24 protein-coding genes are annotated in these 21,651 nt (G+C 63.3%); 9 read left to right on the plus strand and 15 right to left on the minus strand.

Annotated features, from left to right (window positions below; all coding sequences use genetic code 11):
• Positions 1 to 70 precede the first annotated feature (70 nt).
• The gene (locus tag DWQ09_14265) at positions 71 to 1,372 is read right to left on the minus strand and encodes a D-amino acid dehydrogenase (protein KAA3627033.1); all 1,302 of its coding nucleotides are present in this window, start codon (positions 1,370 to 1,372) and stop codon (positions 71 to 73) included.
• A gap of 133 nt (positions 1,373 to 1,505) precedes the next feature.
• Here DWQ09_14265 and DWQ09_14270 point away from each other — a divergent pair, with 133 nt between their 5' ends.
• Positions 1,506 to 2,000 (plus strand): leucine-responsive transcriptional regulator Lrp, encoded by a 495-nt coding sequence (locus DWQ09_14270; GenBank protein KAA3627034.1) that lies wholly within the window; start codon positions 1,506 to 1,508, stop codon positions 1,998 to 2,000.
• 122 nt (positions 2,001 to 2,122) lie between these two features.
• A complete protein-coding gene (locus tag DWQ09_14275; GenBank protein ID KAA3627035.1) occupies positions 2,123 to 3,049 on the plus strand; it encodes a hydrogen peroxide-inducible genes activator in 927 nt (308 codons plus the stop codon).
• 11 nt (positions 3,050 to 3,060) lie between these two features.
• On the opposite strand, the gene DWQ09_14280 is transcribed toward DWQ09_14275, so the two are convergent.
• The 8 genes from DWQ09_14280 to DWQ09_14315 form a co-directional block, all read right to left on the minus strand.
• Complete coding sequence (locus DWQ09_14280) at positions 3,061 to 3,855, minus strand: DUF2189 domain-containing protein (protein ID KAA3627036.1); 795 nt, start codon at positions 3,853 to 3,855, stop codon at positions 3,061 to 3,063.
• Between the two features lie 105 nt (positions 3,856 to 3,960).
• Entirely contained in the window at positions 3,961 to 4,473 is a 513-nt protein-coding gene (locus DWQ09_14285; GenBank protein KAA3627037.1) for an OsmC family peroxiredoxin, read from the minus strand.
• Between the two features lie 96 nt (positions 4,474 to 4,569).
• Positions 4,570 to 6,249, minus strand: a complete 1,680-nt coding sequence (gene ggt / locus DWQ09_14290) for a gamma-glutamyltransferase (GenBank protein ID KAA3627038.1) — start codon at positions 6,247 to 6,249, stop codon at positions 4,570 to 4,572.
• Positions 6,250 to 6,337: 88 nt separating this feature from the next.
• The gene (locus DWQ09_14295; protein KAA3627039.1) at positions 6,338 to 6,586 is read right to left on the minus strand and encodes a ferredoxin; all 249 of its coding nucleotides are present in this window, start codon (positions 6,584 to 6,586) and stop codon (positions 6,338 to 6,340) included.
• 51 nt (positions 6,587 to 6,637) lie between these two features.
• Positions 6,638 to 7,123: a pantetheine-phosphate adenylyltransferase gene (locus tag DWQ09_14300; protein ID KAA3627040.1), complete on the minus strand. Its 486-nt coding sequence runs from the start codon at positions 7,121 to 7,123 to the stop codon at positions 6,638 to 6,640.
• A gap of 91 nt (positions 7,124 to 7,214) precedes the next feature.
• Positions 7,215 to 7,769, minus strand: coding sequence for a 16S rRNA (guanine(966)-N(2))-methyltransferase RsmD (gene rsmD, locus DWQ09_14305; GenBank protein KAA3627041.1), 555 nt, complete (start codon positions 7,767 to 7,769; stop codon positions 7,215 to 7,217).
• A gap of 20 nt (positions 7,770 to 7,789) precedes the next feature.
• Positions 7,790 to 9,160, minus strand: a complete 1,371-nt coding sequence (locus tag DWQ09_14310; GenBank protein KAA3627042.1) for an insulinase family protein — start codon at positions 9,158 to 9,160, stop codon at positions 7,790 to 7,792.
• Positions 9,150 to 10,514: an insulinase family protein gene (locus DWQ09_14315; GenBank protein ID KAA3627043.1), complete on the minus strand. Its 1,365-nt coding sequence runs from the start codon at positions 10,512 to 10,514 to the stop codon at positions 9,150 to 9,152. The genes DWQ09_14310 and DWQ09_14315 overlap by 11 nt, the downstream gene beginning before the upstream one ends.
• Before the next feature lie 111 nt (positions 10,515 to 10,625).
• On the opposite strand from DWQ09_14315, the gene DWQ09_14320 reads away from it, so the two are divergent.
• From DWQ09_14320 to DWQ09_14340, 5 genes are all read left to right on the plus strand, one after another.
• Entirely contained in the window at positions 10,626 to 11,642 is a 1,017-nt protein-coding gene (locus DWQ09_14320; protein KAA3627044.1) for a signal recognition particle-docking protein FtsY, read from the plus strand.
• Positions 11,643 to 11,654: 12 nt separating this feature from the next.
• A complete protein-coding gene (gene ftsE / locus DWQ09_14325; protein ID KAA3627045.1) occupies positions 11,655 to 12,350 on the plus strand; it encodes a cell division ATP-binding protein FtsE in 696 nt (231 codons plus the stop codon).
• Positions 12,343 to 13,359, plus strand: a complete 1,017-nt coding sequence (locus tag DWQ09_14330) for a cell division protein FtsX (GenBank protein KAA3627046.1) — start codon at positions 12,343 to 12,345, stop codon at positions 13,357 to 13,359. Before ftsE ends, DWQ09_14330 begins: the two co-directional genes overlap by 8 nt.
• A gap of 116 nt (positions 13,360 to 13,475) precedes the next feature.
• A complete protein-coding gene (gene rpoH / locus DWQ09_14335) occupies positions 13,476 to 14,333 on the plus strand; it encodes an RNA polymerase sigma factor RpoH (protein KAA3627047.1) in 858 nt (285 codons plus the stop codon).
• Positions 14,334 to 14,433: 100 nt separating this feature from the next.
• A complete protein-coding gene (locus DWQ09_14340) occupies positions 14,434 to 15,669 on the plus strand; it encodes a multifunctional CCA addition/repair protein (protein KAA3627084.1) in 1,236 nt (411 codons plus the stop codon).
• Here DWQ09_14340 and DWQ09_14345 read toward each other — a convergent pair.
• Genes DWQ09_14345 through DWQ09_14355 form a run of 3 tightly spaced genes read right to left on the minus strand, consistent with a single transcriptional unit; the run spans position 15,623 to position 17,963 of the window.
• Positions 15,623 to 16,048 carry a VanZ family protein gene (locus DWQ09_14345; protein KAA3627048.1) on the minus strand — a complete coding sequence of 142 codons (426 nt, stop codon included), beginning with the start codon at positions 16,046 to 16,048 and terminating at the stop codon, positions 15,623 to 15,625. The two genes, DWQ09_14340 and DWQ09_14345, sit on opposite strands and share 47 nt — an antisense overlap.
• Entirely contained in the window at positions 16,045 to 16,839 is a 795-nt protein-coding gene (locus DWQ09_14350; GenBank protein ID KAA3627049.1) for an undecaprenyl-diphosphate phosphatase, read from the minus strand. Before DWQ09_14350 ends, DWQ09_14345 begins: the two co-directional genes overlap by 4 nt.
• Before the next feature lie 26 nt (positions 16,840 to 16,865).
• Positions 16,866 to 17,963, minus strand: coding sequence for an SAM-dependent methyltransferase (locus DWQ09_14355; protein ID KAA3627085.1), 1,098 nt, complete (start codon positions 17,961 to 17,963; stop codon positions 16,866 to 16,868).
• Between the two features lie 155 nt (positions 17,964 to 18,118).
• Here DWQ09_14355 and DWQ09_14360 point away from each other — a divergent pair, with 155 nt between their 5' ends.
• The gene (locus tag DWQ09_14360) at positions 18,119 to 18,874 is read left to right on the plus strand and encodes a pteridine reductase (protein ID KAA3627050.1); all 756 of its coding nucleotides are present in this window, start codon (positions 18,119 to 18,121) and stop codon (positions 18,872 to 18,874) included.
• 95 nt (positions 18,875 to 18,969) lie between these two features.
• On the opposite strand, the gene folK is transcribed toward DWQ09_14360, so the two are convergent.
• Positions 18,970 to 19,491, minus strand: a complete 522-nt coding sequence (gene folK / locus DWQ09_14365) for a 2-amino-4-hydroxy-6-hydroxymethyldihydropteridine diphosphokinase (GenBank protein ID KAA3627051.1) — start codon at positions 19,489 to 19,491, stop codon at positions 18,970 to 18,972.
• Entirely contained in the window at positions 19,491 to 19,844 is a 354-nt protein-coding gene (folB, locus tag DWQ09_14370; protein KAA3627052.1) for a dihydroneopterin aldolase, read from the minus strand. The genes folK and folB overlap by 1 nt, the downstream gene beginning before the upstream one ends.
• A 108-nt stretch (positions 19,845 to 19,952) precedes the next feature.
• Between folB and plsY the strand changes: the two genes are divergently transcribed.
• Entirely contained in the window at positions 19,953 to 20,576 is a 624-nt protein-coding gene (plsY, locus tag DWQ09_14375; GenBank protein ID KAA3627053.1) for a glycerol-3-phosphate 1-O-acyltransferase, read from the plus strand.
• Here plsY and tsaD read toward each other — a convergent pair.
• Positions 20,540 to 21,571, minus strand: a complete 1,032-nt coding sequence (tsaD, locus tag DWQ09_14380) for a tRNA (adenosine(37)-N6)-threonylcarbamoyltransferase complex transferase subunit TsaD (protein ID KAA3627054.1) — start codon at positions 21,569 to 21,571, stop codon at positions 20,540 to 20,542. The genes plsY and tsaD overlap by 37 nt on opposite strands.
• Between the last annotated feature and the right edge of the window lie 80 nt (positions 21,572 to 21,651).

Below are 21,651 nucleotides of genomic sequence, written 5' to 3' on the forward strand. Positions count from 1 at the left end.
CGCTCTATGCGGCTTGGCGAGAGACAAGCTTCGTTCAGCCTAGCTGAAAAAAGTCGACAAGAGCGAACCGTCAGACCGCCGGTGCCTGATGACCGTTTGCCGGCAGCGGCGTTGGCTTGCGCTGGTAGCGCTCGATACCCAACCCCTCGGCATGGATCTCCGGGGTGCGGCCCGAGATGATGTCCGCCAGCAGGCGGCCGGAGCCGCAGGACATGGTCCAGCCCAGGGTGCCGTGCCCGGTATTGAGATAGAGATTGGCAATGCGGGTGGCGCCCACCAGCGGCGTGCCGTCCGGGGTCATGGGCCGCAGCCCGCACCAGAACTCGCCCTGCGCCACGTCGCCGCCGGTGGGGAAGAGATCGCGCACTACGTGATCGACCGTCTTGCGGCGTGATTCGCGCAGAGTGGTATCGTAGCCGCCCAGTTCCGCGGTGCCCGCGGCTCTGATGCGATCGCCGAGGCGGGTGACGGCCACCTTGTGGCTCTCGTCCATGACCGTGGAGACCGGGGCGCCGGCGGCGTCGCTGATGGGCACCGTGATCGAGTAGCCCTTCACCGGATAGACCGGGATGGTGATGCCCAGCGGCTTGAGGAGTAGCGGCGAGTAGCTGCCCAGCGCCATCACGTAGCTGTCGGCCTGCAGTCGGCCGGCGGCGGTGTGCACGCCGGTGACGCGGCCGCCTTCGGCTTCGAGCCCGTGGATCGCGGTGTCGTAGCGGAACACCACGCCCAACTCGGCGGCGAGTGCCGCCAGGCTCTGGGTGAACTGGAAGCAGTCGCCCGTCTCGTCGTTGGGCAGGCGCAGGCCGCCGGCGATCTTTTCGCGCACCAGGCCGAGGGCGGGCTCGGCGGCCACGCAACCGGCAGGATCCAGCAATTCGTAGGGCACGCCGCACTCTTCCAGAATAGCAATGTCCTGGGCGGCATCGTCGACCTGTTTCCGGGTGCGAAACAGTTGCAATGTGCCCTGGGTACGCTCGTCGTAACGGATGCCGGTCTCGGCGCGCAGGGCGCCAAAGCATTCGCGGCTGTAGCTGGCCAGGCGCAGCATGCGGCCTTTGTTGATGGCATAGGCGCTGCTGGTGCAGTTGCGCAGCATCCGCGCCACCCACAGCCACTGCCTGGGATCGGCTCTGGGACGGATCACCAGCGGGGAGTGTTTGCTGAGCAGCCACTTGATGGCCTTCACCGGGATGCCGGGTGCCGCCCAGGGTGCGGAGTAGCCGGGGGAGATCTGCCCGGCATTGGCGAAGCTGGTCTCCAACGCCGCGGCCGGCTGACGATCCACCACCTCCACTTCGTGCCCCTGGCGGGCCAGGTAATAAGCCGTGGTGACACCGATGACGCCGCTACCCAGAACAATGACTTTCATACCGCACTCCTCCAGCACTCAGCTGACCTCAAAAGAGATTCCGCTATATTAGTGAAGTAACATCGGATTTGTTTTGCATTTATTGCTACATCCCGGAAAATATTCCGGCGTTTTAGCAATCGGACAGCAAATCATGAGAAAACAGCGAAAAGGGGCAACACCGCGCGAGCTCGACCGTATCGATCGCAACATTCTGCGCAGCCTGCAGAAAAACGGTCGGGTCTCGTTTGTCGAGCTGGGCGAGAGCGTCGGCCTCAGCACCTCCCCGTGCCTGGAACGGGTACGGCGTCTGGAACAGGCCGGCTATATCACCGGCTACACCGCCATCCTCGATCCCAAGCTGCTCGACGCCGGTCTGCTGGTCTACGTCGAGATCAGTCTGGAATACACCACGCCGGACATCTTCGAGCAGTTCAGCGACGCGGTGAAGTTCATCCCTCAGGTACTGGAGTGTCACCTGGTGTCGGGCGAGTTCGACTTCCTGCTCAAGGTGCGCATCGCCGACATGGCCGCCTACCGCGAGTTGCTGGGCGAGATCCTCCACCGCCTGCCCGGCGTGCGCGATTCCAAGAGCTATGTGGTGATGGAGGAGGTGAAGGAGTCGCTCAGTCTGGATATTCCCGACTGAGCACTCCGCGCCCGATGCAGCCCAGCATCGGGTGCCAAGCCGAAAGGCTCTCCGCAAAAGATGTTTGAATTGCATTGATTCGGGGTGCCTAATAGCCGTTGTCTATAGCATCGACCGTTGTCATGAACCTCAATGAACTTCGTTACATCGTCGCCGTCGCGCGGGAGCGCCACTTTGGCCGCGCCGCCGAGGCCTGCTTCGTCAGTCAGCCGACCATGAGCGTGGCGGTGAAAAAACTCGAAGAGGAGCTGGGTGTGCTGCTTTTCGAACGCAGCAAGAGCGAAGTGTCCATCACCCCCATTGGCCGGGAGGTGGTCGAGCACGCGCAACGGGTGCTGGAAGAGGTGGAGGGGCTGCGCGCGGCCGCCACGCAGCACCAGGATCCGCTTCAGGGTTTACTGCACCTGGGCGTGATCTACACCATCGGCCCCTATCTGCTGCCGCATCTGTTGCCGGAGCTGCACGACAGTGCACCAAAAATGCCGCTGCATATCGTCGAGGACTACACGGCGAACCTGCGCCAGCGGCTGAAACTGGGCGAACTGGATGCCATCATCATAGCGCTGCCCTTCGACGAACCGGGCGTGGTGACGCTACCGCTCTACGAAGAGCCGTTCGTCGCCGTACTGCCCACCGCCCACCCGTTGACCCAGCGCAAGCAGGTACGCCTCAGTGAACTGGCCGACGAACAGCTGTTGCTGCTGGGGGCAGGCCACTGCTTTCGCGATCAGGTGATCGAGGCATGCCCCACCTGCGAACAACCGCAGAGCCGTGGCGCCTCGATACAGCACCGGGTGGAAGGCACTTCGCTGGAGACGCTGCGGCACATGGTAGCTTCGGGTATGGGGGTAACCGTTTTACCCAGTACCGCGGCTGGAGCCGATCGGTACGCCGAACGGCTGCTCGCAATTCGGCGCCTTTATGATCCGACACCCAAACGGACGGTGGCGCTCGCGTGGCGTGTGACGTACCCGCGCCCCGGGGCGATCGAAGCCCTGCGCCAGGCGATCCTACGCTCACCGCTGAGCGGGGTGAACCTATTGAAATAGAACCAACGCACTCAAGTGAACTCCGCACTATCGCGATAGGCAGCCACACTGGCATAGGCCAACACCGGAAATACCACCACGAAGGCCGGCAGAAACAGGAGGATCGACCCAATGATCGCCGCCGTCAGCAAGCAGCCCCACACCACCATGACACCAAGATTGGCAAACACCGCGCGCACACTGCGCCCGACGGCGACGGTGAGCGGAATCCGTTGAAAATAGAGCAGCGGCAGCGAAAACGCGCAGATCGCGAAGACGATCAGCGCCAGCAGTGAACCTATCAGCGTACAGAAGACGAAGTAGACCCAAAGATCGCTGCGCAGCGCCGGGTCGGCGAGCAGATCCCAGCCGAGATAGACCGGTTCGCGGCCGAAGTAGAGGCCGTAGATAATCGCCGCATCGGTCAACCAGACCACCAACAGAAACGCCGACAGCAGCCCCAGCACCCACAACCCAGGCGGGCTGCGGCGAAACCCCTGCCACAGCGCCGTGCCGCTGGCCGCTTCACCGCGATCTATACGTCGTGCCAGCTCGAAGTAACCGCACAACAGCGCCGGCCCTACCAGCATGAAGCCGCCGGCCCACGGGTAGACCAGGGGCGTCATGCCCGCGCCGACCAGCAGTACGAGTCCGGCGAGACCGATCAGCGCGAAGACGGCGGCAAAGGCTGAACTGATCAGCGCCGATGCACGATAGGTGCTCCACCCGTAACGCAGCCATTGACTGAGGTGCTTATGATCGATCCCGGCAACCGGGGATCGGGCATGCGAAGGCGCCGCAGTACCTCGCGAAGCGCTGGATCCCATGACTCCCCTCCCCTGTCCCAGACCGGTCAACTCTACGCCTCACGCGGCACCACGGCCAAAACCGACAGGGCTGGAAAATCGTGGAGCGCCACCGATTATTGCAGACTACGATGGCAGGACGCGATGAGTCACCCCGATGGCAACGGGTGCTGCAAGCGTCTGGTAGACCACGCAGTACCGCTCGGTAAGTCGCAGCAGCGTTGCCAGCTGCTCATCGGTCGCGTCGGTATCGAGATCGAAATAGAGCCGGATTTGTTGAAAACCGACCGGCGCCTCCTTCGAGACGCCCAGGGTGCCGCGAAAGTCGAGGTCACCTTCTGCGCGAACTGTCGCATCACGCAGGGGAATCTCAAGACCGGTGGCCACGGCTCCCAGCGTGACCCCGGCGCAGGCCACCAGCGCTTCGAGCAGCATGTCGCCCGAGCATACGCTGAGTCCGTCACCACCCGTGGCGGGGTGCAGACCTGCAGCGACCAGCGCCTTGCCGGTATCGACCTTGCAGCTGACGCCTTCGCCGAGTCTTCCCTGCGCTCGAAGCGTGATCAGCGCCGCATCCGGTTGCTGCCGGTAATGCTTTTTCAGGGGTGCCTGCAGGGAGCGCAGCTCTTCGGATTTCATCGCTCGGTCTCCTCGAAGATGGCGGCCAGGCGCTGTCCGCCTCATGTTACCGATCAGGATAGACAGCTAAGCGCTTGGGCGCTCGCGCGCCGCCGCTCATCGCACCTCGGCAGCGCCCATGCCGCGCGGATCACTGGCCGCCTCGACCTCGCCGCTGCGCCGATCCCACACCACCGCCTGCATATTGCCCCAGGGGCGTTCCTTCACCTCGAGACGGTGACCCAGCAGCTGTAACGCCTGGCGTTCGGCCGCGCTCAACGCATCCGGCTCCAACTGCACCACATCGGGCAGGTACTGGTGATGCAAACGTGGCCGCGTGACGATCTCCTCTGCCCGCTCTCCTTCGGCAAACGCCAACACACCCTGCAACACCATGGTGATGATGCGACTGCCTCCCGGGGTGCCGAGGATGGCGACGCGGCCGTCACCTTCGACAAAGGCGGGTGTCATGCTGGAGAGCATGCGCTTGCCCGGCGCGATGGCGTTGGCCTCGGCGCCCACGAGTCCGTAGACGTTGGGAATTCCGGGCTTGGCGGAGAAGTCGTCCATCTCGTCGTTGAGCAGAACGCCGGTTCCCGGCGGCACGAAGCCCGAGCCGAAGGGGTAGTTGACGCTCAATGTGGCGGCGACCCGATTGCCCTCGCGATCGATAATCGAGAAGTGCGTGGTATGGGGCCCCTCCGCTTGCGGAATCACCCCAGGCAGCCCAGTGCTTGGGGTAGCGCGGTCAGGCACGACAGTGGCAGCCATTTCGCGTGCGTAGCCCGCACTGAGCAGGCGCCGCAGCGGCATGGTCACGAAATCGGGATCGCCGAGATAGAGCGCGCGATCGCGGTAGGCGCGGCGCATCGTCTCAATCAGGCGATGCCGGGTTATCGTCGAATCCAGGGGGGCCCGGGCAAACTGTGCCAGCTGGTTGAGGATCGACACCAGCACCACGCCACCCGAAGAGGGCGGGGCGGCCGCGGTGATGCGCAGGCCACGATAGGCGCCACGGATCGGTTCGCGCTCTACGAGGCGGTAGTCGGCGAGATCCTCCTGCGTCCAGATGCCGCCCGCAGCCCGGGTGCCCGCTACCAGACGCTGCGCCAGATCACCGCTGTAGAATCCTGCCGCACCGCGTTCGGCCACCGTAACGAGGGTCTGCGCCAACTCCGGCTGGCGCAACGGATAACCCGCTGCAGGCACTTCATCATCCACCAGAAACTGGCGCGCCGCCGCGGGCGATGCGCGCAGCGGTTGCAGCCGGAACTCGGCGAGGCGCCGATAATGTTCGTCGATGGGAAAGCCTTCGCGGGCCAGTCGTATGGCCGGCTGCAGGCTCGCCGCCAAAGGCAGGCGACCGTAGTGCCGCGCCAGATGATCGAGCGCAGCAGGCACCCCTGGAATACCCGCTGCGAGCGGGCCATCCACCGAGAGACCCGGGATCACATTGCCGCGATCATCGAGGTAGAGATCGCGATGCGCGGCCAGCGGGGCGCGCTCGCGCCCATCGAGCATAGTCTCGTACCCGTCATGCGATCGGTGCAGCAGCCAGAATCCGCCGCCGCCGATGCCGGAGCTGTACGGTTCGACCACCGCCAGCGCTGCGGTTACCGCAACGGCGGCATCGAAGGCGTTACCGCCCTGATCGAGAACCGCAAAACCGGCCTCGGTGGCCAGCGGATGTGCCGTGGCGATTGCCGCGCCGGCCGGGTGCGCTGTGGAATCCGGGGGTGGTAGGCCGCACGCCGAACAGATCAGCAGCAGGGCAAGGGTAATCGTCACCTTGGGCATACCACTTAGCCTAGCGGTTGTTGGCGGTTCAGGCGCAAAAAAAAACGGCCCCGAGAGGCCGTTTTTGGAACAATGGGTAATACTAGGCCTAGCCGGCCTGCAGTTTTTCAAACTTGGCCTGCAGTTCTTCCTTGGTTTCCTCGTAATCCGGATTGAGTGGAATGCAATCGACGGGGCAGACCTCGCGGCACTGCGGTTCGTCAAAATGACCCACGCACTCGGTGCAGAGATTGGGATCGATCACGTAGATCTCATCGCCCTGGGAGATCGCCCCATTGGGGCACTCGGGCTCACACACATCACAATTGATGCACTCATCGGTAATCATTAAAGCCATATGTCGACTCCCGGGCTTTCGACCCTTTACGGTTTTCGGTAGACCTACGAATCAGCGGATTTTATCACGCAATGCGGCAATGACAACCGGGTGAACGAAAGGGGAAACATCGCCGCCGAGCATGGCCACTTCGCGCACCAATGTGGAAGAGATAAAGGCGTATTGCTCCGCCGGTGTCAGGAACATTGTCTCCACTTCAGGGGCCAGACGCCGATTCATACCGGCGAGCTGAAACTCGTACTCGAAATCGGAAACCGCCCGCAGTCCGCGCAAGATGACCTCGGCGCCCACCTGTTCGACAAACTCCACCAGCAGATTGTCAAACCCGCGCACCTCGATGTTGCCGATGCCGCTCAGCACCTGTTGCGCCAGCGAAACCCGCTCCGCCAGATCAAAGGTGGGTTTCTTGGTGGGATTGGCCGCCACCGCGACCACGACCTTGTCGAAAAGACGCGTAGCCCGTGTCACCAGGTCGATATGACCATTGGTGATCGGATCGAATGTCCCGGGGTATACGACGGTGATGTGACGAGTCAAGGCGGCTCCCCTTCGTGGTCCTGCTGGGCTGACGGGCGCCTACTATCTCACAAATGGTGCAGTGCGCAAAATACGGCGGTGCACCCGCCCGTTAACCTGCCTCTACGAGATGATAGCCGACCTGCGCGGCGCGCTTGCTGCGATGGTAACGCCAACCGATGGGCAACTCCGGCGGTTTCTCGCGCGCATCGTGCTCGATGTAGACCCAGCCACCCGTTTTCACCCATGCCCCCTCATGCAGTAGCGCGAGTGTGGCGGGGAGCAGCTGGGCGGCATAGGGCGGATCGAGAAAGACGATATCGCAGGGCTCTGCAGTATCGCGTAGAAACGCCAGCACCTCTGATTGCGCGATCTCGACGTTGGCCGCGTTGAGCCGCACGGCCTCCTGGCGCAGCAGCTCCGTCACTGCCCGTTCCCGATCGACCAGCATCACGTGCCCGGCGCCCCGGGAGGCCGCCTCGAAACCGAGCGCACCGGCGCCGGCAAAAAGATCAAGGCACCGCGCGCCGGGCAGCGTCGGCGCCAGCCAGTTGAAGAGCGTCTCGCGGACCCGGTCCGGCGTCGGCCGCAACCCTGGCAGATCGGGGATCGGCAGGCGCCGTCCGCGCCACTCGCCGGCAATGATCCGATAGTTGCCCGGCGGCATTCGCGAACTTGCTCGACGGCTCACTGTGTTGCTGCGTCTTTGGCTTGTGCTGTCGCCGATCCGCCAACGACGACGGTGATCATCCTGCGCGGATCGATGCGCCGGCGGAAAGCTTCGTGAACCGTTTCGCGTTCCAGCGCATCGATGCGCGCCGGAAAACGTTCCAGATAATCGAGAGGCAGCCCGTAGAAACCGATCATACCCAGATAGCCGACGATCTTGCGGTTGTTGTCGATGTTGAGTGGAAAACCGCCCGTGATGTTGCGTTTGACCGCCTCCAACTCGGCAGCGGTCGGGCCGTTGGCGTGGTAGAGGGCAAGCGTTTCACGCACCACCCGCAGCGCCTCGTCCACCTGGTCGTTGCGTGTCTGCAGACCCATCTGAAACGGGCCGTACTGCGCCAGGGGCGCAAAGTAGCTATAGACGCTGTAGGCGAGACCGCGCTGTTCACGGATCGAGGCATTGAGCCGCGATACCAGTCCGCCACCACCCAGCACCTGATTGGCCACATAGAGTGCAAAGTAATCCGGATCACCGCGGCGCATGCCGATCTGCCCCATGATGATGTGCGATTGCTGCGACGGGTGCTCGATCCGGATGACCTTTGCTGCGGTGAGCTCCGGTACCGGCGGCAGCGCCGGAGCGCGCTCGCCCTGCGGCAGCCGGCCAACCACCTGTTCCGCGATCGCCGCGGCCTGCTCGCGACTTACCGCGCCGACGATCGAGATCTGCGCGTTACGCGCCACATAGTAGCGCCGATGAAAACGCACCAGATCGTCGCGGTTCAACGCTGCCACCGTGGTTTCGTCCCCCTCGGGTTGCGCGGCATAGGGATGTGTACCGTAGAGCGCCTTGAAAAACGCCTTGCTGGCGATAGCGCCCGGCGATTCGCGCTCGGACTGCAACCCCACCAGCAGTCGGTTGCGCTCGCGCTCCAGATCCGCCGCCGCGAAACGCGGTTCACGCACTATCATCGCCACCAGCTCCAACGCCGGTTCAAGCACCTCGGGATCGCTGAGAGTGCGCAGTGAAACGGTGGAAGATTCGCGGTCGGCATCGTTGCCGAAGGAGACGCCGAGGGCAGCGAACCGCTCGGCGATGGCATCCGCATCCAGCTCCCCCGCGCCCTCGGCAAGCAGCGCATTGGTCATCACCGCGACACCACCCTGCTCGCCGTCACGCACGCTCCCGGCATCAAAGGTGACGCGCAGATCCACCATGGGTATCTCCGGCGCGGCCACAAAGTAGACACGCGCCCCGTTGGCGGTTTGCCAATGCTCGATGGGCGGGCTGGCCGCCACCGGCCACGCGATGCCCGCCGTGCCGACCACAACCACCCCGAACAGCCAGGCACGCAGGCGACGCTCCGTACCGCTTCGTCTAGCCACCATGACGCCCTCCCGCGACGGGTGAGGGCGGTGTTCCCGCCGCCATGGATTGCGGTTCCAGCACGGCAACCGTCAACGCATCTTCCACCAGGTATTTCTCGGCAACGGCCTGCACCTGCTCGGCCGTCACCGCCTGGATGCGCGCGACGTACTCATCGAGCACTTCGTGGCCCAGTCCGATGGTCTCGGTCGTTCCGATCTGCATCGCTTGATAAAAGAGCGAATCGCGCTGGTAGACCGCACTCGCGACCACCGCGGTCTTGACCCGCTTCAGTTCATCCGCGGTCGCAGGTTCTGTGCGTATCCGTTCGATCTCGGCCCGCAACGCGCGTTCAACCGCCGCCACCTCGTGGCCATTGCCCGGTACCGCGCTGAACGTGAACAGGCCCGGCAGGCGCGAGTAGAGGCTGTAACCCGCCCCGGCACTGGTGGCGATCTGCTGGCCGCGCACCAGATTGCGCGCCAGTCGCGCGCTGGCCCCGCCATCGAGCACACCGGCCAATACCTCCAGGGCATAGGGCTCCCAGGGTGCATCGGCGGTTGCTATGTTGGGCGTCTTGTAGCCCATCACCAGCACCGGCAACTGCGCCGGCGCCTTGACGGTTATCCGCCTCAGACCGCGCTGCACGGGTTCACGGCGTGGCTTGAGGTCCTCGATCCTGGCCGCCGGGAGCGGCCCGAAATGGGTGCGCGCCAGGGCCAGCACGCGTTGCGGATCCACATCCCCCACCACGACCAGAGTGGCGTTGTTGGGCGCGTACCAGCGACGATACCAGGCTTGCAGATCCTCTATCGCGAGGTTTTTCAGGTCATCCATCCAGCCGATGATGGGATTGCGATTGGGGCTGACCTGAAAGGCCGCGGCGTTGAACTGTTCAAAGGTCAGCGCCTGGGGGTCGTCCTCGGTGCGCAGGCGCCGCTCCTCCATCACCACCTGCACCTCCTTGGCGAACTCGGCGGTGGGCAATTGCAGATTGCGCATGCGATCCGCCTCCAGCTCCAGAGCAATGGGCAGGCGGTCCTTGTGCAACTGCTGAAAGTACGCGGTGTAATCGCGGGCGGTGAAGGCATTCTCGCGGCCCCCGTTCTCGGCGATGATGCGCGAGAACTCGCCGGCCGGGTGACGAGCGGTACCCTTGAACATCATGTGCTCCAGCACGTGCGATACGCCGGTGATGCCATTGTGCTCGTAAGTGGAACCCACCTTGTACCAGATCTGGCTCACCACCACCGGCGCGCGGTGATCCTCTTTGACGATCACTTTCATTCCATTGCTGAGTTCGAACTCGTTCACCCTGGCCTGCACCGGGAGTGAGAAAACGACCAGCAAGAGCGTTATTACTAAGGGTCTTGGCATCGAGACTATGTCCTGTGATGGAGCGATGTGGAAAAAAATCGGGGATGGTAGGATACCCCATCCCGAAGATGGGCCCGCTGGCCCGACTGCCACACTAAGACCGGATCATTCATGTTTGGTTTCAAGCGCAACAAATCCGATCAATCAGCGCACGAGCACGTTCCGCCGCCTGCCACGGAGAACGCCGCCGACGCCACACCCACCCGGGAGGGGTTGCTCACCCGCCTGAAGCGCGGCCTTGGCAAGACTCGCGCCGGTCTCGCCGAAGGGCTGATCGGCGTGGTGCGCGGGCGCAAGGCCATCGACGCCGACCTGCTCGAAGAGATCGAAACCCTGCTGCTGACCGCCGATCTTGGTGTCGAAGCCACCCAGGCGATCATCACCGACCTTACCGCGCGCGTCTCCCGCAAGGAACTGACCGACGCGGCGACCCTGCTCGAAGCGCTGCGGGCAGAGATGCGATCCCTCCTGGAGCCGTGCGCGATACCCTTGCGGCTCGCCGACTCCCCAACGACTTTCGTTATCCTGATGGTCGGTGTCAATGGCGCCGGCAAGACCACAACCATCGGCAAACTGGCGCGCAACTTTCTCGCCCAGGGCAAGAGCGTGATGCTGGCCGCCGGTGACACTTTCCGCGCGGCGGCGGTTGAGCAACTGCAGGTGTGGGGAGCGCGCAACGGAGTGCCCGTGGTAGCGCAGCACAGCGGCGCCGATTCGGCCGCAGTGATTTTCGATGCGCTGCAGTCCGCACGTGCGCGCGGCATCGACGTGCTGATCGCCGACACCGCCGGACGCCTGCACAACAAGGCGAATCTGATGGAGGAGTTGAAGAAGATCCGCCGCGTCATGGGCAAGATCGACGCCGCCGCCCCCCACGAGGTGATGCTGGTCCTCGACGCCGGCACCGGGCAGAACGCGCTCAGCCAGGCGCGCGAGTTTCACAATGCCGTCGGCGTCACCGGTATCACCCTGACCAAGCTCGATGGCACCGCCAAAGGCGGCGTGATCTTCGCGATCGCCAAGGCGATGGGGCTGCCAATCCGTTACATCGGCGTCGGCGAACAGGCCGAGGATTTGCGCGAGTTCGACGCCACAGCGTTTGTCGATGCCCTGTTCGACTCGGATTGATGCGCGGCACCCATGATCCAGTTTGACAATGTCAGCAAGCGTTACGCCGGAGGCGGCAGCGATGCGCTCTCGCACATCTCGTTTCATCTTGAGAAGGGTGAGATGGCGTTTCTGACCGGTCATTCGGGGGCCGGCAAGAGCTCGCTGCTCAAGCTGATCTCAATGATCGAGCGCACCACGCGCGGACAGATCCTTTTCGACGGCGAAAATGTCACCAAGGTGCGCCACGGCCGGATCCCCTACCTGCGGCGCAAGATCGGCATCATCTTCCAGAATCATCAGTTGCTCTACGATCGCACGGTGTTCGACAACGTCGCCCTGCCGCTGGTGATTGCGGGCATGCGCCACCAGGAGATCAGCCGCCGCGTACGTGCCGCGCTGGACAAGGTGGGCCTGCTCGGCAAGGAGGGCATGGAGCCGATTCGCCTCTCGGGCGGTGAACAGCAACGTGTCGGCATCGCCCGTGCGGTGGTCAACAAACCACCCCTGCTGCTGGCCGACGAACCGACCGGCAACCTGGATCCCGAGCTGGCGCGCGAAATCATGAATCTGTTTCAGAGTTTCAACGATGTAGGAGTAACTGTTTTGATCGCCAGTCACGCCCTCGATCTGATCCGCGCGTACGGCAAACGCACCTTCGTGCTCAAACAGGGACGATTGATCGCCGGCGGTTCGCGCCCCCATGCCTACACCCAAAGCCATGCGTAGCCGCACCCGCTCAGCCATCGATCGCGCCCGCCCACGCACCAGGACCGAAGCCAAGCGCCATGCCGCCTCGGGCAGACCATCGATCACGACGCGTTTTCAAGCGTATTGGATCAACCACCTGCAAACCCTGCTCGCCAGCCTCGGCAGGCTATGGCGCACCCCCTTTGCCAGTCTCATGACCGCGGCGGTGATCGGCATCGCCCTGGCGCTTCCCGCGGGCATGCACCTGTTGCTCGACAATGCCCAGCGCCTCAGCGCCAACTGGGACGGCTCGGCGCGGATCTCGGTATTTCTCAAGGATTCGGTGGGCGACAGCCAGGCGCGCACCCTCGCCGACAAGCTGCGCAGCCGCCAGGAGGTAGCCGACACGGAGTTCATTTCACGCAACGCCGCGCTGGAGGAGTTTCGCACCCTTTCCGGCTTTGGCGACGCGTTGAAGGCGCTGGACAAAAACCCGCTCCCTGCCGTGCTCGTGATCCGCCCCTCCATGGCCGCCAGCGACCCCGCACGCATCGAGCAACTGGTCAGTGAGTTACAGACCCTGCCGGAGGTGGATTTCGCACAGCTCGACATGCAGTGGGTACGGCGCCTCCACGCCATCATGGAGATTGCCCAGCGCGGCGTATTTGTCCTTGGCGGTCTGCTGGCCCTTGCGGTGCTGTTGATCGTCGGCAATACCATCCGGCTCGACATCTTCAACCGCCGCCAGGAGATCGAGGTGATCAAGATGGTGGGCGGCACCGACGCCTTCATTCGCCGCCCCTTTCTCTACGGCGGCATGTGGTACGGACTGCTGGGTGGCGTGATCGCCTGGCTGATGGTGGGCGTCTCCTGGTGGTTGTTGCAGAATCCGGTGCGCGGGCTCGCCAGTCTCTATCACAGCGGTTTCGGGCTGGAAATGCTGGGCGTTGGCAGCAGTCTGCTCCTCTTTGCCCTGGCGGGGCTGCTGGGTTGGCTCGGCTCCTGGCTGGCGGTCGGGCGACATCTACGGGCCATCGAACCCGCCTAAACCATTAACCACGTATTATCAGTGGGTTATCCGCGATTCAGGAACTTTCCCCACGATTAGCACTCTCACGCAACGAGTGCTAAGATAGACACCAGTTTCTAGGGAGGAATTCATCCGTGAGTAACGCTATCGCAACCCTGCGCCTGCCCGTTCCGGTCGGCAGCATCGATGCCTATATTCAGTCCGTCAACACCTTCCCCATGCTCAGCGAGGAGGAGGAGAAACGGTTGGCGCGGCAACTGCGCGACCATGAGGACCTGGATGCCGCATGGCAGATGGTAACCTCCCATCTGCGCTTTGTGGTGCGTATCGCCCGCGGGTATATGGGTTACGGGCTACCGCTACCGGACCTGATCCAGGAGGGCAACATTGGCCTGATGAAGGCGGTCAAGCGCTTCGACCCCGAGCAGGGGGTGCGGCTGGTCTCATTTGCCGTCCACTGGGTACGCGCCGAAATTCACGAATTCGTTCTGCGCAACTGGCGCATCGTCAAAGTGGCCACTACCAAGGCCCAGCGCAAACTGTTCTTCAACCTGCGCAAATCCAAGAAACGCCTCGGCTGGATGAACCAGGACGAGGTCAACGCCGTGGCGCAGGACCTGGGCGTAAAGCCCGAGACGGTGCTGGAGATGGAACGCAGGCTCAGCAGCCACGATGTGGCCTTCGACATGCCGCTGAACGCCGATGACGATGACTCGGCGAGTTTCGCTCCCGCCGGCTACCTGGCGGACCGCAGCGCCGATCCTGCCGCGGTGATCGAACGTGAGGACTGGGAGCAAACCAGCCACAACCGCCTCGCCACCGCTTTGGAGGGCCTCAACGCGCGCAGCCGCGACATCGTCGCACGCCGCTGGCTGCATGACGACAAGGTCACACTCCAGGAATTGGCGAGCGAGTACGGCGTTTCGGTGGAGCGCATTCGCCAGATCGAACAGCAGGCCATGAAAAAGCTCCGCGGTGTCATGGACGCCTGAACAAGCGAGTTCCATGGATCGAGAAGCCCGCCCCGACGGCGGGCTTTTTCGTTTCCGCCATGATCATCATCGGCTGTCGATTTCGGCTACCATCCGCACCATGAACACCTATCTGGTCGGCGGCGCGGTGCGCGATGAACTCCTGGGGCTTCCCGTGCGGGAGCGGGACTGGGTGGTCGTCGGCGCCACCGTCGAGGCGATGAAGTCACAGGGTTATCGCCAGGTGGGTGCCGATTTTCCGGTCTTTCTTCATCCCGAGACCCACGAGGAGTACGCGCTCGCCCGTACCGAGCGCAAGAGCGCGCCCGGATACCACGGATTCATGGTACACGCCGACCCCGGCGTCACCCTTGAGGAAGATCTGCTGCGCCGCGATCTGACCATCAACGCCATGGCACGCGACAGCGACCAGCGCCTGATCGATCCCTACGGCGGGGCTCGAGACCTGAAAAAACGTCTGCTGCGCCATGTGTCACCCGCCTTCAGCGAGGACCCTGTGCGCATCCTGCGGGTGGCGCGGTTCGCGGCGCGTTTTGCGCCACTGGGGTTTACGGTAGCCCCCGAAACCATGGCGTTGATGCGTGTCATGGTCGCCAGCGGTGAAGTCGACGCCCTGGTGGCAGAGCGGGTGTGGAACGAGCTGACCCGTGCTCTGATGGAGGCACAGCCGGTGCGCTTCTTCGAAACCTTGCGCGAATGTGGCGCCCTGGCGCGCCTGCTGCCCGAAATCGACCGTCTGTTCGGCGTCCCGCAGCGGGCCGATCACCACCCCGAGATCGATTGCGGCATTCATTCACTCATGGTCCTGGAGCAGGCGACAAAACTCAGCACTTCGGCCGAGGTGCGTTTCGCCGCGCTCACCCATGACCTGGGCAAAGCCGACACGCCAGCCGATATTCTGCCCAACCATCACGGTCACGAGCGGCGCAGCATCCGGCGTTTGCGCGAACTCTGCGACCGCTTCAAGGCGCCGCGGGCATTTCGTGAGCTCGCCGAGTTGGGTGCGCGCTTCCATAGTCACTGCCACCGCCTGGGGGAGCTGCGTCCCGCGACCATCCTCGATACCCTGGAAAAACTCGACGCCTTTCGCCGCCCCGAACGTTTCGCGCAGTTTCTTCTCGTCTGTGAAGCCGACAGTCGCGGTCGCAAGGGCTTCGAGGATCGGCCCTACCCGCAGGCCCAATGGTTTCACCAGGCGCACGCCGCTGCGGCAGCGGTGGATCCACGCCCGATGGTGGCCATAGGCCTGCAGGGAAAAGCCGTTGCGCAGGCGCTGCGTCGCGAACGGCTCAGCGCGATTCGGGTGATTCGCCGGGAGTGGGCGCCAACCCCATAACGCGCCGTTCGAACCAGGCCAGTAGCTGATCACCCCCTCTGCGCAACACGATCCACGCAAGCAGTACGCCGAAGGTGTTGGCGAACATATCGGCCACCTCAAAGGCGCGTTGTCCGCTCAAGCCCTGTGCGAACTCCAGCACCACACCCATCAGGACAAACGAGAAGGCGTAGCCGAGGCGCATCATGGGGCGTTGATAGAGCTGGCCGAACCAGCCCATCAAAACGGCGTAGGCAAGTGCGTGTTGCAACTTGTCGGAGACATTGATGACCGGGATGGAAACCGGATCCGGGATCAACGAGAGCCAGATCACCAGGGCAATCTGCAGGCAACCGATTGCCAACCAGATTGGCCGCCGTTGCAGTTTGAGTTCATTCACAGAAATATCATCAACAGCACCGCACCAAGCACCAGACGGTAGATGACAAACGGCGCCATGCCCACCCGTTGCAGCAGCGCGATAAAAAGCCGAATACAGAGATAGGCGCTCAGCGCGGAGATCACCACCCCGAGAGCCAGCGCCCCCCACTCTACCGTTTCGCTGGAACGGACCAGTTTCATGGTCTCCAGACCGCCGGCCAGCACAATGACGGGTATCGAGAGCAGAAACGAGAAGCGCGCCGCCCCGACCCGATCGAGACCCATGAACAGCGCGGCAGTGATGGTGATACCCGAGCGGGAAGTGCCGGGTATCAGCGCAATGGCCTGCGCCACCCCGACGACCAACACGTCACGCCAGGTGAGGGTATGTTCGTCGCGTTCGCGCCGCCCGACCCGATCCGACCACCACAACAGGAGCCCGAAGCCGAGGGTGGTGACTGCGATGACCAACGGCGAACGCAGATGCAACTCAATCAGATCGTTGAAGGCAAGACCGGCGACTCCCACCGGAATGGTGCCGAGCAACACCGCCCACGCCAGGCGACTGTCGGGGCTGTGCCGCCCGCGCAGCGAACCGAACCAGTCACGACCCATGGGCGTCAGTTCGTGGCGGAAGTACCAGACCACCGCCGAGAGCGTTCCCACATGCACCGCCACGTCAAAGGCGAGCCCCTGATCCTCCCAGCCGGCGATTTTCGGCAGCAGAATGAGGTGCGCCGAACTGGAAATGGGCAGAAATTCGGTCAATCCCTGCACCAGCGCCAACAGCCCGAGCCTGAACCATTCCATGTATCGCTACGCCCCTTATGTTCGCGTCAGAGTTTGTGCCGCAGATCATTCAGCGCAAAACCGGCGAGCGGTTGCGCGCCCAGATTACGCGTAAGCCCTATCACCTTGAACAGCTCTCCCATCTCTGAGGGCAGCAGCAGTTTCTTGATGCCCTGAGCCAAGATAAACCGCTCCTCCATCCCCAGATCGGGCGCATCAAGCAGGGCGTTGATTCCCGCTCCGAGCAAAAAATAGGTCTGCGTGGTGTAACCCGCCACCGTCAGCCCCGCGCCGTGCGCAGCCTCTGCCACGGCGGTGAAATCGACATGCGCCGTAATATCCTGCAGGCCCGCCAGGATCAGCGGATCGGGGTGGGCGCGGTGGCGATAGTGGCACATCAGGGTGCCGTCGTTTCGATCGGGGTGGTAATACTCGTGACGCGGAAAGCCATAGTCGATGAGCAGGAGAAGACCGGTATCCAGGGTCGCGGCCAGGGTGGCGATCCAGGGTGACAGCGCCAGGCAGATCTCTGATTCATAGCCTCGCGGCCATTGCGCCCTCAGACACTCGGGCAACGCCTCGATCGCTGCCTGCAGGGAGGGACTCAACTCAGTATCCTGCCATGCGAAGGAATGGCCTTGCTGACGAACATGCCGTGCTTTCAAACCCTCGGCGGTGACGCGAAACCGCTCGACCGGCAGCGCATCCATTACCTCGTTGCCGACGATAACACCTCGAAAACCGGCCTCCGGCAGAGTGTCCAGCCACTCGACGCGTTCCACGAGATGCGGCAGATCGCGTTCGATCGTCTCGTGCTGGCGCTGGCGTAATTCGCCGCTCAGTTCGAGGATGCGATAGCGCTGTGGCAACGCCTCGAGCCGCTCCAACTCGGCAAGGCTGTCGGCTGCCATGCGCCCGCTGCCAGCGCCGATCTCCAGTACCTCGCCACCGTCCAGTTCATCGAGCACCGCGCGATACTGATGCGCCAGGGTGCGGGAGAAAAGCGGCGAGATCTCCGGTGCGGTGACAAAATCCCCAGCCGCGCCAAACTTGCGGCTGCCCGCGCTGTAGTACCCCAGCCCCGGCGCATAGAGACTAAGCTCCATAAACCGCGCAAAAGGGATCGCGCCGCCAGCACTCCTCATTGCGTTGCGCAGCTGCTCCACCACACGCGCCGAGTGCTGCGCGGCATCCTTGTCAGGGGGCGGTAGATTATTGGGCGGGTTCTTCACGGTGACGGGTCGCGACAAGCGGGGATTGTGTATTAGAGTGGCAGCAATTCGAGGCAGGGAGGTTCGCAGTGGACGACTCGACAGTCAAGCTCAACGGCCGTGTTGCCCTGATCACCGGCGCGGCACACCGCATTGGTGCCGCCATCGCGCGCCGCCTGCACGATTGCGAGATGAATCTGGTGCTGCACTACCGCAGCTCACACACCGAAGCGGCGGCATTGCGCGAAGAACTTCTGGCACGGCGCGCGGAGTCGGTGCACCTCATCCAAGCCGATCTGCTCGACACCGGGTCGCTTGGCGCTATTGTCGAGGAGGCCCGTGGCGCGTGGAACCGGCTCGATGCCCTGGTCAACAACGCCTCAAGTTTCTATCCGACGCCGGTCGGGCAGGTGACGCTGGAGCAGTGGGAGGATCTGCTGGGCACCAACCTGCGTGCCCCCTTCTTTCTTTCGCAGGCTGCGGCGCGCTGGCTGCGCGGTGAAGGAGGCGTGATCGTCAATATTGTCGATATCCACGCCGACCGCCCGTTGAAGGAACATCCCACCTACAGTATCGCCAAGGCGGGATTGGTCATGCTGACCAAGGCGCTGGCGCGGGAGCTGGGTCCTACCATCCGCGTCAATGCCGTGGCGCCGGGTGTCATCCTCTGGCCGGAGCGGGGCACCAGCGAAGAGGAGCGCCGCAAGATCATCAGCTCCACGCTGTTGCAACGCCAGGGAACGCCGGACGATATTGCACGTGCGGTACTGTTCCTGATCCGTGACGCCGACTACATGAGTGGTCAGGTACTGACAGTGGATGGCGGCCGTACGATTGTCCTGTAGGCCGGTTATTGCGGCGGGCCACCCGACCCTGTCCGCAAGATGCGCCTCGCGGCACGAACTTTTTCCCGCTGACCGGCCGCCCTGCGCAGCCGTTATCATCGCTCCGCCTGCACCAATCCGGCGTGAGCCCCCCAATCGACTGTTACCGGGTGCAGTGTTTGCGTGGGATCATTGAATTCGCGCCACAGTTCACGGTAACTGCGGTGCAGCGACGGGTGTACCTCGGCACCTGCCAGATCGGCCAACGGGCGCAACACAAACGCGTAGCGGAGAATCTCTTCGCGGGGCACCTGCAAGCCTGGGCGCTGCAGCACACAGTCGCCAAACAGCAGCAGATCGATATCCAGAGTGCGCGGCGCAAAACGCTCTTCGCCACGCACGCGACCATGCGCCTCTTCGATGCGTGACAGCACGGCATCCACCGCCTCGATGCTTTGTGCGGTAACAAAGGCAGCGACGAGATTGAGGAAAGGCTCGCCATCGAAGCCCACCGCCTTGCTCTCGTAGACAGGGGACAGCGCCAGCTCGCCAAATTCCAGGCGCAGGTCGTCCAACCCTCCGCGCAGGTGGCGCTCGCGATCGACATTACTGCCCAGGCTGACATAGACGCGCCGCATCAGCGCTGGCCGCGTTCGATGATCACACCGACGTCCCTGGAACCGCGCACTGCACCGGGTTTGTGCAACGTCACCCGTACCCAGCTCACGCCGAACTCTGCGCGAAGGATCGTTGCAATGTGTTCGGCCAGGGTCTCGATCAGTTGAAAGCGACTCTCACTGACAAAAGCCTGCAGACGCTTGGCGACGGCTTTGTAGTCGAGTGTGTCGGCGATATTGTCACTCGCTGCGGCCCGCGCGGTGTCCCAGGCCATCTCCAGATCGACGCTGACCGTCTGCGGCGTGGTGCGCTCCCAGTCGTAGATGCCAATGATGGTTTCAACGCGCAGATCGTGCAGAAAGATGGTATCCATGATCTATCGTAAGGTGGCGGTGACAGCGGAAAACTATAGCCGCTCATCCGCGGCAGACCAAACCCTGCACCTTGACCTGATCACCCGGAGGAAGTCCAATAGCGAGCCATGATCGCCGCCGCCCTCATTGTCTTCGGCTATTTGTTGGGCTCCATCTCGAGCGCCATCATCGCCTGCCGTCTAATGGGTCTGCCGGACCCGCGCACCGAGGGTTCGCGCAATCCCGGCGCCACCAACGTGCTGCGCTTCGGCGGCAAGAAGGCGGGTGCGGTCAGCCTCGCCGGTGACATGCTCAAAGGCGTCATCCCGGTGGTGGTCGCTCATCTCGTGGGTGTCGAACCACTGATCGTCGGGCTCACCGCGCTGGCGGCGTTTCTTGGCCACCTCTACCCCGTCTTCTTCGGCTTCAAAGGCGGCAAAGGGGTTGCCACCATGCTGGGTGCACTGCTCGGCATCCACTTCTGGGTGGGCCTGGCCACCTGCGGTGTCTGGCTATTCATGGCCTTCGTCGTGAAGGTCTCGTCTGCCGCGGCCCTGGTTGCCACGGCCAGCGCGCCGTTTTGGATGTGGTGGCTGACAGGCTCTGCGGAGTGGGTAGTGGTCACCGCGGCGATGACGGTAATGCTCTACTGGCGGCATCGCAGCAACATCCGGAACCTGATAGAAGGCACGGAGGGCAAGATTCAAGGCCCCGATCAGGAACCTCCCGCTGACTCAGGGGGTACAAGCTGATCCAGCGTCCAGCGTGGATCGGCGGAAAACCAGAGCGGTTCACGCTGTCCGGCCTGCAGACGAAGACATCCCGCGTAGGCGATCATCGCCCCGTTGTCGGTACAAAACTCCAGGCGCGGGAATGCAACCCGCGCGTTCTCCGCCTGCGCCATCCCCACCAGCCCCTTTCGCAACGCCTGATTGGCACCCACGCCACCGGCAACGATCAGGGTGCTCATGCCGGTCTCGCGTAACGCTCGACGACACTTGATCACCAGGGTTTCGACCACCGCATCCTGAAAGGCCCGGGCTATATCGGCCCTGGTCTGGGGATCATCACCGGAGCTCTGGATGGTGTTCAACGCAAAGGTTTTGAGCCCGCTAAAGCTGAATTCGAGCCCAGGTCGATTGATCATCGGGCGCGGGAAGGTGAAGCGCTGCGGATCACCCTGCTCTGCCAGTCGCGCCAGCGCCGGACCGCCCGGGTACCCCAGGCCCAAGAGCTTGGCCGTCTTATCGAAAGCCTCGCCAACGGCATCGTCAAGCGTATCGCCCAGTACCCGATAGCGCCCGACCCCGAGAACCTCTACCAGTTGGGAGTGTCCACCGGAAACTAGTAGCGCAATAAAGGGAAACCGGGGCGGGTTCTCCTCCAACATTGGCGCGAGCAGGTGTCCTTCCATGTGATGAACCCCGACTGCGGGGACTCCACAGGCCCACGCGAGACTGCGCCCGATGGCACCCCCTACCAGTAAGGCGCCGACCAGACCCGGTCCCGCGGTATAGGCCACTCCGGCTATCTGTTCGGTCCGGCAACCTGCCGCGGCCAGAACCTGCCTCAACAAGGGCAATGTCTTGCGCACATGATCACGGCTGGCCAGCTCCGGGACCACCCCGCCATACTCGGCGTGCAGGGACACCTGGCTGTGCAATGCGTGAGCCAGAAGCCCCCGCTTCGAGTCATAGAGTGCGACACCCGTCTCGTCGCAGGAGGTTTCGATTCCGAGAACTAACATTGGGCAGGCAAAATGGGTCGCATCTTTACAGTAGGTGGCTGAGGACAGTAGAATTCACGGTTCTTTGCACCCTGGCGGGT

The organism is Pseudomonadota bacterium (assembly GCA_008501635.1).
GTDB lineage: Bacteria > Pseudomonadota > Gammaproteobacteria > QQUJ01 > QQUJ01 > QQUJ01.